The sequence below is a fragment of the Microbacterium sp. AC026 genome (genome assembly GCF_979258475.1).
On the sequence record NZ_OZ409857.1, the window covers coordinates 3,155,244 to 3,169,254 of the forward strand.

The following is a 14,011-nucleotide window of genomic DNA, read 5'->3' on the forward strand; positions in this document are numbered from 1 at the left end:
CGGGTGCCTGTGCGGTCGTCTGCGCAGCGCTCGTCGCGGTGAGTCCCGCGTGGGCGGCCCCTCGACCGAGGTCGTGCAGGGACAGGTGCTGCGGCTGGTCTCCGTCGCCGACTGGGATGCCGCGTCGAGCCTCCTGCCTGGCCAGCCCGTGCAGTGGGATGTGACGGTGAGCGCGGAGGCACCGGACCCCGGGACCGTGGCGGTCGGAGTCAGTGCGAGCGGCGGTGCGGCGCTGGTGATGGACGTGCTCCGCTGTGCGCAGGAGTGGGATGAGAGCGGATGCCGGGGAGGCGCGACCACACTCGAGTCCGGCTGGTCGATACCTCGTGACGGCCTCGAGGTGCCGCTCGTCGAGATGGCCGACACAGAGGTGGCCCACCTCAGGCTCGTCATCGCGTTGGACGGCGCGGATGAGGGCAGCACCCAGGTGCGCGTGCATGCGCGCGGCGCCGGAGAGTCCGCGACGATCGGACCCGACGGCGGGCTGGCGACGACGGGCGGTGCGCCTTTCGCTCCCTGGGCGATCGGCGGGGCGCTGGCCCTGGTGGCCGGTGGTGCCGCGCTGAGTGCGACCCGGCGCCGCCGCAGCACCGGAGCTCACCGAGGCGAGTCATGATCGTGCGGCGGCAGCGCGTCCTGGCTGGAGTCGCCGGTGCGGCGCTGCTCTGCGGAGTGGCGCTCGCGCCGCCGGCGCAGATCACCGACGCGGCATTCACCGACCCGGAGTACGGTCGAGCCACGATCACGGCGTTCCGCGTTCCCCCCGCCACGATCATCGCCTGCACGGTGGCGAACAACGGTCTGGGCGTCTTCCAGAACGTCCGGCTCGTGTGGACGTCGGTGTATCCCGCCAGCGGGGTCAGGCTCACACTCACCCAGGGAGCGACGACAGCAGTGGTCCCGGCGGCGAACATCACCACGACAGGTCCTGCCGGCGGCCTCTACACCCACACCGCCGTCCTCACCCAGAGTCTGCTCGCCAGCCTCATCTCCAACCTCCTCGGCAGCACCACGACATTGACGGTGACCAACCTCCTGGCCGGTACGTCCTGGGTGTCGGCCGGGACGTCGCGCCAGCTGTCGATCGCGCTGCTCGGGCTCAACGCGTCCTGCACGTGAGTTCGTGCGGTGCGGACCGGCTCAGTCGGCGAGTGCGAGAGCGCGGAACGCATCGCGCTCGCGCAGGTGCTCGCGCCGGCTGGCGGCGGCGGCCGCCGCGGCATCCGCGATGCGGGTCGGTACCTGCTGACCGGTGGTGCGCCGGTAGAGCTCGTCGATGAGATCTGTGGCGAGGCCGACGAGCTTCGCGATCTCGCGGTCGTCGCGGTCGATCCAGACGCAGCGGGGTTCGTCATGGATGGGGGAGAAGTCTACGTGCTCCTCCCAGACGAAGAGCGTGCGCTCGGCGCCCAGCACGTGCTGCTGCCACCACACCTGGCGCAGGTAGGTGCGGGGGATGCCGCGGAACGCCTTGTTCGTGGTCTTGATCTCCGCGAGCTTCACGCGACCGTCGGCGTCGACGGCGATACCGTCGGGAGTCGCGAGATGGCGGTGCTCGACCTCGGCGCGGAACAGGGCGGAGGAGGGAGGATGCCGTGCGTCGCCGCCACCCAGGCGGCGATCTCGGGCTCGCGGCGGCGTCCGTGATCGGTGTAGGCGTTGCCTCCGAACCGGGGCCCGCCGCCGAGCTTGGAGTCGGCGGCGCGGGCGATGGACCGCTCGCTCGTGAGTCCGGCGACATCCGTGGCGGTGATCCCACGGGACCGTGCCCGCATCCAGGCGACGCGGTCGCGGGAGTCCGCGACGATGCGAGCTTGGAGTTCGGGGGTCACCTATCGAGGGTAACCCCGGTCGCCGACTCTCCTTCCCGCACACGCCGCCGGGGCGTTCCCTCGGGCGTTCGACCCCGGCAGAGACTCAGCTGTGCGTCGGCCACGCCTCCGGGCCGGCGGATCCGGCGACGTAGTCGTCGAGCGGCACATCGCCCCGCTGCCACGCCTCGAGGATGGGGGCGACGATCCGCCACGACTGCTCGGCGGCGTCTCCCCGCACGGCGAGCATCGGATCCCCGTCGAGGACGCCGGACAGCACCTCGGCGTACGCCTTGAGCGCGCCCTCGCCGAGCTCCGCAGACAGGATCGCGCGTTCCAGCTCGAGCGGGTCCTCGGATGCGTTCAGGTTCAGCTCGAGCGACATCCGGTCGGGACCGAGCGAGAAGCGCAGCACCGCTCCGTCGGACGTGCCGGTGAGCCCGCGGGGCAGATGGCGGACAGGACGGAAGCGCACGACGATCTCTCTGGCGGGCGTTCCGAGGGCCTTGCCGGAGCGGAGCCGGAACGGGATTCCCGCCCAGCGCGCGTTGCGGACCTCGAAGGTCGCCTCGGCGAGCGTCTCGGTCTCCCGACCCGGGTCGACGCCGGGTTCGTCGACGTACGAGGGCTTCGCGATGCCGTCGATCTCTCCCGCGGTGTAGCGGGCGCGGCGAGACGACCCGGCAGCGTCGTCGCCCCACACGGCGGTCGCGCGGAGCACCGCGCCGGTCGCGGCGCGGAAGTCGACCTCATCGAGGGTGGCGGGCTCTTCCATCGCGAGCACGGCGAGCACCTGGAGCAGATGACTCTGGATCATGTCGACCAGTGCGCCGGCCTTGTCGTAGTAACCCGCACGCCCCTCGAGCGCCAGCGCTTCGTCGTAGACGATGTCGATGGACTCGATGCTCTCCGCAGACCAGAGCGGTTCGAGGATGCGGTTCGCGAACCGTGCGCCGAGGAGGTTCAGCGTGGTCGAGCGACCCAGAAAGTGGTCGACGCGGAACACCTGGGTCTCGGGCACGAGGGCGGTGAGGATGCGATTCAGCTCGCGGGCGCTCGACTCGTCGGTGCCGAACGGCTTCTCCATCACGAGCATCGCGCCCGCGGGCAGCATGTCGGGCGTGAGTGCGGCGATGCACGCCGCCGCCACGGCCGGAGGCACTGCGAAGTAGAGGGCCACGCGGCCGGTGAGGCCGCCCAACAGCGCACGCAGATCGTCGGCGCGCGTGATGTCGGTGCGGGCGTAGGTGACGTCGACACGGGCTGCCGCGTCCTCGGCGTCCATCGAGGCGAAGGCCGTGTCGACGACGGCCCGCAGCTCGGCATCCGTCCACTCCTCGCGATCGGCGCCGACGATCCGCACCGAACGCGCGGGTTCTCTCTTTAGCAGCTGGCCCAGAGCGGGCAGGAGGAGCCGAGAGGTGAGGTCGCCACCTGCACCGAGGATCACCAGCGTCGTCGCATCGGTCATGTTCTCACCGTAATCGCTCCGACCCTCGGGTGAACATGCCAGACTCGGTCGATGCCCGCTCCGATCGAGGACTACGCCCTGCTCAGCGACTGCCGCACCGGCGCGCTCGTCTCGCGAGACGGCAGCATCGACTGGCTGTGCCTTCCGCGTTTCGATTCGTCCTCGGTGTTCGGCGCTCTCCTGGGCGACCCCGGTCACGGATGCTGGACGCTGCGCCCGAGTGATGCCGGGGCGACATCGACGCGGTTCTACCTCTCGGACACCTTCATCCTGGTCACCCGGTGGGAGACGGCGGAGGGCGTCGCGGAGGTGCACGAGTTCATGCCGATCCAGCCGACGCGCACCGAGGTCATCCGACGGATCGTCGGCGTCTCGGGCAGCGTCGAGTTCGACACCGAGCTGCGCCTGCACTTCGACTACTCCCGTCGGCTGCCGTGGGTGCGGCAGGTCGGCACTCCGGATCACCCGGCGCTGCATGCGACGGCCGGGCCCGAGTCGGTGATCGTGCGCGGCGTGCGATTCCACGCCGAGGACCATCGGCACCGGGCGACGGTGACGGTCGGCCCCGACGAGATCCGAGACCTCACGCTCAGCTGGTTCCTCTCATATGAGCACGCGCCGAAGCCGCTCGACGTCGAAGAGGCGATCGCCGGGACGCGGGCCTGGTGGCAGGGATGGGCGAGCGGGATCCGCCACGACGGCCCGCATCGCGACGCCGTCGTCCGCTCTCTGCTGGTGCTGCGTGCGCTCACCAACAAGGACACCGGAGGCATCGTCGCCGCGGCCACGACCTCGCTGCCCGAGGACTTCGGCGGCTCGCGCAACTGGGACTACCGCTTCGTCTGGCTGCGGGATGCCGCGCTGACGCTCGAGGCGCTGATCGCTCATGGCTTCCTCGCCGAAGCGCATCAGTGGCGTCGCTGGCTGCTCCGGGCCGTCGCGGGGGAACCGCGGGAGGTGCAGATCATGTACGGGATCGCCGGGGAGCGCGATCTCCTCGAGCGCGAGCTGACCACTCTCCCCGGTTATGACGGTTCAGCGCCGGTGCGCATCGGCAACGGGGCCGTCGACCAATACCAGGGTGATGTGATCGGCGAGGTCCTGGTCGCTCTCGAGGCGGCCAGGATCGCGGGTCTGGAAGAGGGGGACTTCTCCTGGCCCTTGCAGCGCGCGCTCGTCGAGCAGGTGATCGCGTCGATCGATCGCCCCGACAACGGCATCTGGGAGATCCGGGGCGAGCCGCAGTGGTTCACGCACTCGCGGGTCATGATGTGGGCCGCGCTCGACCGGGGAGTCCGTGCCGTGCGGGAGCATGGTCTCGCCGGCGATGCCGAGCGGTGGGAGGGCGTGCGCGATCGCCTGCGTCGCGAGATCGACGACCGCGGTGTCGATGCGGAGGGCGGCCATTTCGTCCAGCACTACGGATTCGGCGACGTCGATGCCTCGCTGCTGCTGCTGCCGCAGGTCGGGTACTGCGCCGCCGACGACCCGCGCATGCTGCGCACCGTCGCCGAGATCGAGAGTCGCCTGCTCGTGAACGGATTCGTGCGGCGCTACCGCACCGAGTCCGGCGTCGACGGACTCGGTGGAGGGGAGCATCCCTTCATCGCCTGCAGCTTCTGGCTCGTCGAGCAGTATGCGGCGAGCGGGCGCACGGGCGACGCGCAGAACCTCATGGCCGGAGTGATGGCGATGGCGAACGATCTCGGCCTGCTCTCGGAGGAGTACGACGTCGGACACCAGCGGCAGGCCGGCAACACTCCGCAGGCGCTCTCGCACCTGAGTCTCATCCGGGCCGCCGACGCACTCGCCGGGCACCGGGGACGCGCGGCGCACCGGGACTGACGTCCGATTTGAGGGTCGGCGGTCGATGAGGTAGCCTGGGAACAACCGAAGACCGCTGGTCATCGTCGTGCGTGAGAACGCGAGGCGATCGAAGCTCTGCTCAGCAGGGGCCCGCGCAGGACACGAACTTTCAGAGCTCCGTGCGCTTGCGCCGGAGCTTTTCTGTTGCATGCGGTCAGGGGTCGGCGCCTCACCTCCGTGAGGCGCCTCGTACACACCAAGGAGTGACCATGGCGCAGAAGGACGCATCGGTTGCCGAGCTCACGAAGTCATTCGAGAACTCGACTGCCGTTCTGCTGACCGAGTACCGCGGTCTGACGGTTGCCCAGCTCAAGGAGCTGCGCAACAGCATCCGTCAGGACGCTGAGTACGCCGTGGTGAAGAACACGCTGACCAAGATCGCCGCCAACAAGGCTGGCATCACCGCGCTGGACGACGACCTCAAGGGTCCGTCGGCTGTCGCGTTCGTGCATGGCGACTTCGTCGCCACTGCCAAGGCTCTTCGTGACTTCGCCAAGGCCAACCCGCTTCTCGTGATCAAGTCCGGCATCTTCGAGGGCAACGCCCTCTCTGCCGACGAGGTCAACAAGTACGCCGCGCTCGAGAGCCGTGAGGTTCTGCTGGCGAAGGCTGCGGGCATGATGAAGGCGACGATGGGCAAGGCTGCTGCCACCATCGATGCTCTTCGCGAAAAGCTGGAGACCGCTGAGGCCGCGTGAGCGACCCACGATCTCGTTCAACAAACCCACCTATCTAGGAGATACATCATGGCTAAGCTCACCACTGAGGAGCTGCTCGAGCAGTTCGCAGGCCTGACCCTCGTCGAGCTCAACGACTTCGTCAAGGCGTTCGAGGAGAAGTTCGAGGTCACCGCTGCTGCCCCCGTCGCCGTTGCAGGCGCAGGCGGCGGCGCTGCTGAAGAGGTTGAGGAGAAGGACTCCTTCGACGTCATCCTCGAGGCTGCCGGCGACAAGAAGATCCAGGTCATCAAGACCGTCCGCGAGCTCACCTCGCTCGGTCTCGGCGAGGCCAAGGCCGTCGTCGACGGTGCTCCCAAGGCCGTGCTCGAGGGCGCGAACAAGGAAGCAGCCGAGAAGGCCAAGGCTGCCCTCGAAGAGGCAGGCGCCACGGTTACCCTCAAGTAATCCGTTCCAGGTCGCGGCGTGATGCCTCGCCCTGGAAGCGTCTGAACGCTTCACGAAAGCCCCGGGTCCGCCCGGGGCTTTCGTGCGTCCGGGGCGCAGATCCGCAGAGGAGCGGTCAGCGTCGTCCGGCGGTGGAGCTCCGGACGACCAGCGAGGATGTCGTCACGGTGCGCTCGCGCGGAGAATCCGGGTGGTCGATCTGCTGCCGCAGCAGGCGCACTGCCTCGTGGCCCTGTTCGCGCGGTGACTGCCTGATGGTCGTGAGCGCGAACATCTCGGCGTGCTGGTGGTCGTCGACTCCGACGATGCTGAGCTCGGTCGGCACGGCGATGCCCAGGCGACGTGCCGCGATCATCGCGCCGATCGCCGCCTCGTCGCAGACGCCGACGATCGCGGTGGGGCGTCCTCTGCGGTCACCGAGGAGCTCGACGGCGGCGGCGTAGCCGCCGGGCATGGTCGGGCGGCTGTCCGCGATCCTCGCGACCGCCTCGAGTCCCGCCGCGGCGAGAGCCTCGAGATATCCCTCCACGCGCTGGGCGTCGCCGAAGCTGAGATGGTCCGGATCCGTGGATCCGCCGACGAACGCGATATCGGTATGGCCGAGTTCGATCAGGTGCTCGGTGGCGATCCGGGCGGCGGCGATGTCGTCGATCGACACGGCGCTGGATCCCTCACTGTACGGACCGACGCTGACGAGCGGTCGCTCGGAGCGGTGCAGACGTTCGAGCTCCTGTGCGCTGGGCTGGATGCCGACGGCGATGATCCCGTCGAACCGGCGCCCTGGCAGCACGACGTCGAACAGGCGCTCGCGGGTCTCGCTGCCTTCGCGGATGCCGTAGAGGGCGAGCTCGTAGTCGAGGGCGAACAGCGATTCCTGGATGCCGGCGAGCAGCTCCGAGAAGAACCAGCGGTCGACCGGCGGCATGATGACTCCGACGGTCTGCGTGCGGCCCGTGGCGAGGCTCGTCGCGGAGGAGTGTGCGACATAGGCGAGTTCTCCGGCAGCATCGGCGACCCGCTTGCGGGTGTCTTCCGAGACGTAACCGCGGCCGCTGAGTGCTCGGCTCGCCGTCGCCTTCGACACGCCAGCGCGCGCCGCGACGTCGGCGATCGTGCTCATCCGGTCCTCCTCGACCATGACTGCGACGCGAGCCCCCACCCCTGCGCCGATGACAGCGTAACGGGTCGCAGGGACGAAAAGGAACCGGTTCCACAGGAATTGTGAGGGAGCGCTCCCATGGTTCGTGCCAGGGCGCTGCGAATGGTTGTCAGTCTGTGATCCTGGCTTATTGTGCCGCGGCGTCGGACCCCGATAGGTTGTCCTGGAATCGGTTCCCGATTCTGTGCCGAGGGGCGGCGCGGAATGTCGTGGGAGCCGGGAAACTCGAAGAGGAGAATTCACATGGGTCTGTCACAGCGTTCCCGGCGTTACGCGCCAATCGCACTGCTGGGAGTCGCGGGCATCGCGCTCGCCGGTTGTGGTGCTCCCGGCGGCACGGACGGCGGGGGAGAAGGCGGCGGCGGAGACAACACCGTCACGATCTACGGCACGATCGTCGAAGGAGAGGCAGAACTTCTCGCAGAGTCCTGGGCGGACTTCGAGAAGGAGAACGACATCACGATCAAGTACGAGGGCAGCCAGGACTTCGAGACTCAGCTCGGCACCCGTGCACAGGGCGGCAACCCGCCCGACATCGCGATCTTCCCGCAGCCGGGTCTGTTCGCGGACTATGCGGCTCGCGACTTCCTGAAGCCGGCCCCTGACGCCGTCGAGGCGAACGCCAAGGAGTACTGGACGCAGGGATGGGTCGACTTCGGCACCTACGAGGACGAGTTCTACGGCGCGCCGCTCATGGCGAGCGTCAAGGGCTGGGTCTGGTACTCGCCGACGAAGTTCGCCGAGTGGGGAGTCCAGGAGCCCACGAGCTGGGACGAGCTGCTCACGCTGACCCAGACCATCCAGGAGAAGAGCGGCAAGGCACCCTGGTGCGCCGGCTTCGAGTCGGGTGTGGCGACCGGCTGGCCCGGCACCGACTGGATCGAGGACCTCGTGCTCCGCAACGCGGGCGCCGACGTCTACGACCAGTGGGTCAAGAACGAGATCCCCTTCACCGACCCGCAGATCAAGGAGGCGTTCGACGCCACCGGTGAGATCCTGCTCAACCCGGCCTACGTCAACGGCGGCTTCGGCGACGTGCGTTCGGTCAACTCCACGGCATTCGGCGACGTGGCCCCTGCGGTCGCGAGCGGCGAGTGCGCACTGACGCACCAGGCGTCGTTCCTGTCGGGCTTCTTCCCCGAGGGCACGAACATCGCCGAGGACGGCGACGTGTGGGCGTTCCTGCTTCCGAGCCAGAGCGAGGACGAGACGTTCATCACCGGTGGTGGCGAGATCGTCGGCGCGTTCAGCGACGACGAGGCGACGCAGAAGGTGCTCGAGTACCTCTCGAGCCCCGAGTGGGCCGACAGCCGTCTGGCGCTCGGTGGCGTGACGTCTGCGAACAAGGGCGTCGACATCGAGGCCGTCGAGAACCCGATCCTGCAGGAGTCGATCAAGCTGCTCCAGGACGACTCGGTCACGTTCCGCTTCGACGGATCCGACCAGATGCCCGGCGCCGTCGGCTCGGGAACCTTCTGGAAGGGCATGGTCGCCTGGATCAACGGCACCTCGACCGACGAGGTCCTGACCCAGATCGAGACCGGCTGGCCCTCCAGCTGATCGGATGAGGTGGGCCGCCCCGTCGGGCGGCCCACCTTCTCCCTCTCGGTCCGCGCATCGCCGCGCGGACCGCTGATCAGCTCCGTCTCATGAAGGGGAATCCATGAACGCGACTGTGTTCTTCCAATGGATCGGGTCTCTGCCCCCGATCGCCCAGGCTCTCGCCGTGGTCATCGCGTTCGCGGTGGTCGTCGTCGTCATCCTGCTTCTCGTCGACATCGCGCCCCGTAAGGGCGCGCTCTACACCGGCATCCGGCTGGCGATGTGCCTGCTCATCCCGTTCGCGGTGATGTGGTTCTTCAACTCCTATTACTGGGCGATGGGAGTAGCGGTCGCCGTCGGCGCCCTGTTCTTCTTCCTCGACTACCGTTCCCGCGACGGAGCCGGGTACCTGATCCAGCTCGTGGCATTCATGGCCCCGGCCATGCTGCTGCTGCTCGCGGGCCTGATCCTGCCGTCCATCCAGACGGTCTACGCGTCGTTCTGGAACTCCACCGGCAGCGACTTCGTCGGCTTCTCGAACTACCTCTGGATCTTCACGCAGTCCGACGGCGTCACCTCGGTCGTGAACACGATCGTCTGGGTGCTCCTGGTCCCGACGCTCTCGACCATCGTCGGTCTGGCCTACGCGGTGTTCATCGACAAGACCCGCGGCGAGAAGATCTACAAGCTCCTCGTCTTCATGCCGATGGCGATCTCGTTCGTCGGCGCGAGCATCATCTGGCGCTTCGTCTACGCCTACCGCGGTCCGGAGTTCGAGCAGATCGGTCTGCTCAACCAGATCCTGGTCTGGTTCGGCGGAGAACCGCAGCAGTTCCTGCTCAACGGACCGTGGAACAACCTCGCCCTCATCGTCGTGCTGATCTGGGTGCAGACCGGTTTCGCGATGGTCGTTTTGTCGGCGTCGATCAAGGGAGTTCCCACAGAGCTCCTCGAAGCGGCCGAGCTCGACGGCGCGAACGCGTGGGAGCGATTCCGTTCGGTGACGATCCCGTCGATCCGCCCCGCGCTGATCGTCGTCCTCACCACCATCTCGATCGCCTCGCTGAAGGTCTTCGACATCGTCCGCACGATGACCGGTGGCAACTACGGCACCTCGGTGCTCGCGAACGAGATGTACACGCAGTTCTCCAAGTTCGAGGCGGGACGCAGCGCTGCGCTCTCCGTCATCCTGTTCATCCTGGTGCTCCCGATCGTGATCTACAACGCGCGCCAGATTAAGAAGCAGCGGGAGATCCGATGACCGACACCGTGAACTCAGACACCGGACAGAGCACGAGGGCGATCACCACCGCCGGACGCTTCGAAGCCTCGGCCGGCCGCGCGCGCAAGCGCCTGAGCCGTCCGTGGGCCACTGTCGCGTCGATCGTGATCGCCGTGGTGTGGACGATTCCGACGCTCGGCCTGTTCATCTCGTCGTTCCGTGAGAGGGACGCGATCGAGACGAGCGGCTGGTGGACGGTCTTCACCAACCCGCAGCTGACGCTCGACAACTATGTCGCCGTGCTGCAGTCCGGAACGACGCAGCTGACGATCCTGGAGTCGTTCTTCAACTCCATCGTGATCACGATCCCCGCCACGCTCATCCCGCTGATGATCGCGGCGATGGCGGCCTACGCGTTCTCCTGGATCGACTTCAAGGGACGCAACGCGCTGTTCATCTTCGTGTTCGCGCTGCAGATCGTGCCGATCCAGATGGCTCTCGTGCCGCTGCTGTCGTCGTTCTCGCGGGGCATCAACCTGTTCGGCGTCCAGGTGACGCAGGGACTGGACGCCTCGGGCGGCTACGCACAGGTGTGGATCGCGCACACGATGTTCGCGCTGCCGCTGGCGATCTACCTGCTGCACAACTTCATGTCGGAGATCCCGGGGGAGATCATCGAGGCGGCTCGCGTCGACGGCGCATCCCGCGGACAGATCTTCTTCCGGATCGTGCTTCCGCTGACGATGCCGGCGATCGCGTCGGTGGCGATCTTCCAGTTCCTGTGGGTGTGGAACGACCTGCTCGTCGCCCTCGTGTTCGCCGACGGCGCCGCCTCGCCGATCACGAAGGTGCTCGCCGAGATCACCGGTCGCGGCGAGGGATGGTACCTGCTCACCGCAGGAGCCTTCGTGTCGATCATCGTCCCGCTGATCGTCTTCTTCTCGCTCCAGCGGTACTTCGTGCGAGGACTCCTGGCGGGGTCCACCAAGGGCTGATCGGCTCTCGGAGACAGGTCGAGCACACGATGCCGCGATCGGGCGCAACACAGCCCCGGTCGCGGCATCGTCGCACGTACGCTGTGAACATGAAGTACGCAGACTCCATCGTCGACCTCGTCGGCGACACGCCCCTCGTGAAGCTCCAGCACGTCACCGAGGGCGTGGAGTGCACGGTTCTCGTGAAGCTCGAGTACCTCAACCCCGGCGGCTCCGCGAAGGACCGCATCGCCTCGCGCATCATCGACGCGGCCGAGGCCTCGGGCGACCTGCGGCCGGGCGGCACGATCGTCGAGCCGACCAGCGGCAACACCGGCGTCGGACTCGCGCTGGTCGCCCAGCAGCGCGGGTACAAGTGCGTCTTCGTGCTGCCGGACAAGGTCGGCGAGGACAAGATCGACGTGCTGCGCGCCTATGGTGCCGAGGTGGTCGTCACGCCGACCTCGGTGGCGGCCGACAGCCCCGAGTCGTACTACAGCGTGAGCGACCGGCTCGCCCGCGAGATCCCCGGGGCGTTCAAGCCCAACCAGTACGAGAATCCCAACGGGCCGCGCAGCCACTACGAGACCACCGGCCCCGAGATCTGGCGAGACACCGACGGCCGCGTCACGCACTTCGTCGCCGGGGTCGGCACCGGGGGCACGATCACCGGAACCGGCCGATATCTGCGGGAGGTGTCGGACGATCGGGTCCGCATCGTCGGAATCGACCCCGAGGGCAGCGTCTACAGCGGCGGCACCGGGCGCCCGTACCTGGTCGAGGGAGTCGGCGAGGACATCTGGCCCGGAGCCTACGACCCGAGCGTGCCGCACGAGATCGTCGCCGTCGACGACGCCGAGTCGTTCGCGATGACCCGGCGGCTCGCGCGAGAAGAGGGCATCCTCGTCGGAGGCTCCAGCGGCATGGCCGTGGTCGGCGCGCTGCGGGTGGCGCGTGACCTTCCGGCGGACGCCGTGATGGTGGTGCTGCTGCCGGATGGCGGGCGCGGGTATCTCGGCAAGATCTTCAACGACGGCTGGATGCGCTCGTACGGGTTCAGCGAGGTGGAGGAGGGCGAGACCGTCGGCGACGTGCTCGCCGCGCGCACGGCCCGCCTGGGGGAGGGCATCCCCGATCTGGTGCACGCGCATCCGACCGACACCGTGCTCGAGGCCATCGGCATGATGACCGAGTACGACGTCTCTCAGCTGGTGGTGCTGAGCGCCGAGCCGCCGGTCATGATGGGCGAGGTGGTCGGCACGGTCGACGAGAAGGGGCTGCTGGACCTGCTGTTCCGAGGCGATGCGAAGCCCGCGGACGCCGTGGGCGATCATGTGGGGGACAGGCTGCCCCTCATCGGCATCCACGCGCCGATCGCGCAGGCACGTGCGGCGCTCGCCGACGTCGACGCGCTGCTCGTCACCCTCGACGGCAAGCCGCACACGGTGCTCACGCGACAGGACCTGCTGTCGTACATCTCCCGCTGATCCCGCACGGACGCCGGACGCCGGACGTAACAGGAGCGGATGCGGTCGCCGGAGCGGACGTAGGCTGAGAGACATGTCCGAGCATGCCTTCGCCACCAGAGCCATCCACGCAGGTCAGGCGCCTGACCCGACCACCGGGTCGATCATCCCGCCGATCTATCAGGCCTCGACGCATGTGCAGGACGGCATCGGCGGGTTCCGAGACGGGTACGAGTACAACCGAGCCGGCAACCCGACACGGTCATCGCTCGAGACGCAGCTCGCCGCACTCGAAGGCGGCGCGAACGCGCTGTCGTTCGCGTCGGGGCTCGCTGCGGAGGATGCGCTGCTGCGCGGCATCCTCCGACCCGGCGATCACATCGTGCTCGGAAACGACGTCTACGGCGGCACCTACCGCCTGCTCACCAAGGTGCTCGCGCCCTGGGGCATCGAGACCACGACGGTCGAGCTGTCGGACGTCGACGAGCTGCGCGCGGCGATCCGGCCCGAGACGAAGATCGTCTGGGTCGAGACGCCCAGCAACCCGCTGCTGAAGATCGTCGACATCGAGCTCATCGCCGAGATCGCCCACGCGGCCGGGGCGATCGCCGTCGTCGACAACACCTTCGCCTCACCGGCACTGCAGCAGCCGCTCTCGCTCGGCGCCGATCTCGTCGTGCACTCCACCACGAAGTACCTCGGCGGGCACTCCGACGTGCTGGGCGGTGCGGTCGTGTTCCGCGACGACCGTTTCTTCGAGCAGGTCAAGTTCCAGCAGTTCGCGGTGGGCGCGGTCTCCGCGCCTCTCGACGCCTGGCTCACGACTCGCGGCATCAAGACGCTCGCGGTGCGGGTGCGCCAGCACTCCGAGAACGCGCAGGCCATCGCCGAATGGGCAGCCGGCCGCCCGGAGTTCGCGACCGTGTACTACCCGGGGCTCGCCTCTCACCCGGGGCACGACGTCGCCACGCGGCAGATGAGCGGGTTCGGCGGGATGCTGTCACTCGGTCTCTCCGCTGGTGCCGATGCAGCCAAGTCGTTCGCGGAATCGACCGAGCTGTTCCAGCTCGCGGAGTCCCTCGGCGGTGTCGAGTCGCTGATCGGATACCCGCCGGACATGACCCACGCCTCGGTGCGGGGCACCGCGCTCGCCGTGCCCGAGAACGTCGTTCGGCTGTCCGTCGGCATCGAGGGCGTCGACGACCTGATCGCCGACCTCGAGCAGGGGCTCGCTCGCCTCGGCTGACCCTTCAGCGCGGATGGCGCATGCAGGTGGGGGCGAGCGGGCTGTAGCATGGAGACTTCGCCCGGATCGAATCGATTCGACTTCCGTCGCGGATTCGGCCGCTCTCGCGACGTGATCCCTCGCGACTCAC

The 14,011-nt window shown here is 68.2% G+C and carries 12 protein-coding genes and 1 pseudogene; 10 read left to right on the forward strand and 3 right to left on the reverse strand.

What is annotated here, in order from left to right:
* Nucleotides 1-49: 49 nt before the first annotated feature.
* Nucleotides 50-616, forward strand: a complete 567-nt coding sequence (locus ACZZ93_RS15975; protein WP_463511555.1) for a hypothetical protein — start codon at nucleotides 50-52, stop codon at nucleotides 614-616.
* Complete coding sequence (locus tag ACZZ93_RS15980; RefSeq protein ID WP_056279802.1) at nucleotides 613-1,119, forward strand: hypothetical protein; 507 nt, start codon at nucleotides 613-615, stop codon at nucleotides 1,117-1,119. Before ACZZ93_RS15975 ends, ACZZ93_RS15980 begins: the two co-directional genes overlap by 4 nt.
* Nucleotides 1,120-1,140: 21 nt before the next feature.
* Here the strand turns inward: ACZZ93_RS15980 and ACZZ93_RS15985 are convergent.
* Together ACZZ93_RS15985 and ACZZ93_RS15990 are read right to left on the reverse strand one after the other, a co-directional pair.
* Nucleotides 1,141-1,832: pseudogene (locus ACZZ93_RS15985) on the reverse strand (YqaJ viral recombinase family protein).
* A gap of 85 nt (nucleotides 1,833-1,917) precedes the next feature.
* Nucleotides 1,918-3,282, reverse strand: a complete 1,365-nt coding sequence (locus ACZZ93_RS15990; protein WP_285364051.1) for a glucose-6-phosphate dehydrogenase — start codon at nucleotides 3,280-3,282, stop codon at nucleotides 1,918-1,920.
* A 51-nt stretch (nucleotides 3,283-3,333) separates the two neighbouring features.
* Between ACZZ93_RS15990 and ACZZ93_RS15995 the strand changes: the two genes are divergently transcribed.
* The 3 genes from ACZZ93_RS15995 (at nucleotide 3,334) to rplL (ending at nucleotide 6,272) form a co-directional block, all read left to right on the forward strand.
* The gene (locus ACZZ93_RS15995) at nucleotides 3,334-5,127 is read left to right on the forward strand and encodes a glycoside hydrolase family 15 protein (RefSeq protein WP_463511556.1); all 1,794 of its coding nucleotides are present in this window, start codon (nucleotides 3,334-3,336) and stop codon (nucleotides 5,125-5,127) included.
* A gap of 230 nt (nucleotides 5,128-5,357) precedes the next feature.
* Nucleotides 5,358-5,846 carry a 50S ribosomal protein L10 gene (gene rplJ / locus ACZZ93_RS16000; protein WP_053097428.1) on the forward strand — a complete coding sequence of 163 codons (489 nt, stop codon included), beginning with the start codon at nucleotides 5,358-5,360 and terminating at the stop codon, nucleotides 5,844-5,846.
* Between the two features lie 48 nt (nucleotides 5,847-5,894).
* Nucleotides 5,895-6,272: a 50S ribosomal protein L7/L12 gene (gene rplL / locus ACZZ93_RS16005; RefSeq protein ID WP_042539579.1), complete on the forward strand. Its 378-nt coding sequence runs from the start codon at nucleotides 5,895-5,897 to the stop codon at nucleotides 6,270-6,272.
* A gap of 115 nt (nucleotides 6,273-6,387) precedes the next feature.
* Here rplL and ACZZ93_RS16010 read toward each other — a convergent pair whose 3' ends face one another.
* A complete protein-coding gene (locus ACZZ93_RS16010; RefSeq protein WP_053097427.1) occupies nucleotides 6,388-7,392 on the reverse strand; it encodes a LacI family DNA-binding transcriptional regulator in 1,005 nt (334 codons plus the stop codon).
* Between the two features lie 282 nt (nucleotides 7,393-7,674).
* Between ACZZ93_RS16010 and ACZZ93_RS16015 the strand changes: the two genes are divergently transcribed.
* From ACZZ93_RS16015 to ACZZ93_RS16035, 5 genes are all read left to right on the forward strand, one after another.
* Nucleotides 7,675-8,991 (forward strand): ABC transporter substrate-binding protein, encoded by a 1,317-nt coding sequence (locus ACZZ93_RS16015; RefSeq protein ID WP_053097426.1) that lies wholly within the window; start codon nucleotides 7,675-7,677, stop codon nucleotides 8,989-8,991.
* A gap of 103 nt (nucleotides 8,992-9,094) precedes the next feature.
* Nucleotides 9,095-10,234, forward strand: a complete 1,140-nt coding sequence (locus ACZZ93_RS16020) for a carbohydrate ABC transporter permease (RefSeq protein WP_053097425.1) — start codon at nucleotides 9,095-9,097, stop codon at nucleotides 10,232-10,234.
* Nucleotides 10,231-11,190: a carbohydrate ABC transporter permease gene (locus tag ACZZ93_RS16025; RefSeq protein WP_053097424.1), complete on the forward strand. Its 960-nt coding sequence runs from the start codon at nucleotides 10,231-10,233 to the stop codon at nucleotides 11,188-11,190. The genes ACZZ93_RS16020 and ACZZ93_RS16025 overlap by 4 nt, the downstream gene beginning before the upstream one ends.
* 89 nt (nucleotides 11,191-11,279) lie before the next feature.
* Nucleotides 11,280-12,656 carry a cystathionine beta-synthase gene (locus tag ACZZ93_RS16030; RefSeq protein ID WP_056279809.1) on the forward strand — a complete coding sequence of 459 codons (1,377 nt, stop codon included), beginning with the start codon at nucleotides 11,280-11,282 and terminating at the stop codon, nucleotides 12,654-12,656.
* Between the two features lie 73 nt (nucleotides 12,657-12,729).
* The gene (locus ACZZ93_RS16035) at nucleotides 12,730-13,881 is read left to right on the forward strand and encodes a cystathionine gamma-synthase (protein WP_053097421.1); all 1,152 of its coding nucleotides are present in this window, start codon (nucleotides 12,730-12,732) and stop codon (nucleotides 13,879-13,881) included.
* The last annotated feature ends 130 nt before the right edge of the window (nucleotides 13,882-14,011 follow it).

Excerpts from the sequence above, each read along its gene's own strand:
- ACZZ93_RS15995 (WP_463511556.1), top strand. The coding sequence starts at position 3,334 with ATGCCCGCTCCGATCGAGGACTACGCCCTGCTCAGCGACTGCCGCACC.
- ACZZ93_RS16025 (WP_053097424.1), top strand. The coding sequence starts at position 10,231 with ATGACCGACACCGTGAACTCAGACACCGGACAGAGCACGAGGGCGATC.
- ACZZ93_RS15990 (WP_285364051.1), bottom strand. The coding sequence starts at position 3,282 with ATGACCGATGCGACGACGCTGGTGATCCTCGGTGCAGGTGGCGACCTC.
- ACZZ93_RS15980 (WP_056279802.1), top strand. The coding sequence starts at position 613 with ATGATCGTGCGGCGGCAGCGCGTCCTGGCTGGAGTCGCCGGTGCGGCG.
- rplJ (WP_053097428.1), top strand. The coding sequence starts at position 5,358 with ATGGCGCAGAAGGACGCATCGGTTGCCGAGCTCACGAAGTCATTCGAG.
- ACZZ93_RS16015 (WP_053097426.1), top strand. The coding sequence starts at position 7,675 with ATGGGTCTGTCACAGCGTTCCCGGCGTTACGCGCCAATCGCACTGCTG.
- ACZZ93_RS16010 (WP_053097427.1), bottom strand. The coding sequence starts at position 7,392 with ATGAGCACGATCGCCGACGTCGCGGCGCGCGCTGGCGTGTCGAAGGCG.
- ACZZ93_RS16035 (WP_053097421.1), top strand. The coding sequence starts at position 12,730 with ATGTCCGAGCATGCCTTCGCCACCAGAGCCATCCACGCAGGTCAGGCG.
- ACZZ93_RS16020 (WP_053097425.1), top strand. The coding sequence starts at position 9,095 with ATGAACGCGACTGTGTTCTTCCAATGGATCGGGTCTCTGCCCCCGATC.
- ACZZ93_RS16030 (WP_056279809.1), top strand. The coding sequence starts at position 11,280 with ATGAAGTACGCAGACTCCATCGTCGACCTCGTCGGCGACACGCCCCTC.
- rplL (WP_042539579.1), top strand. The coding sequence starts at position 5,895 with ATGGCTAAGCTCACCACTGAGGAGCTGCTCGAGCAGTTCGCAGGCCTG.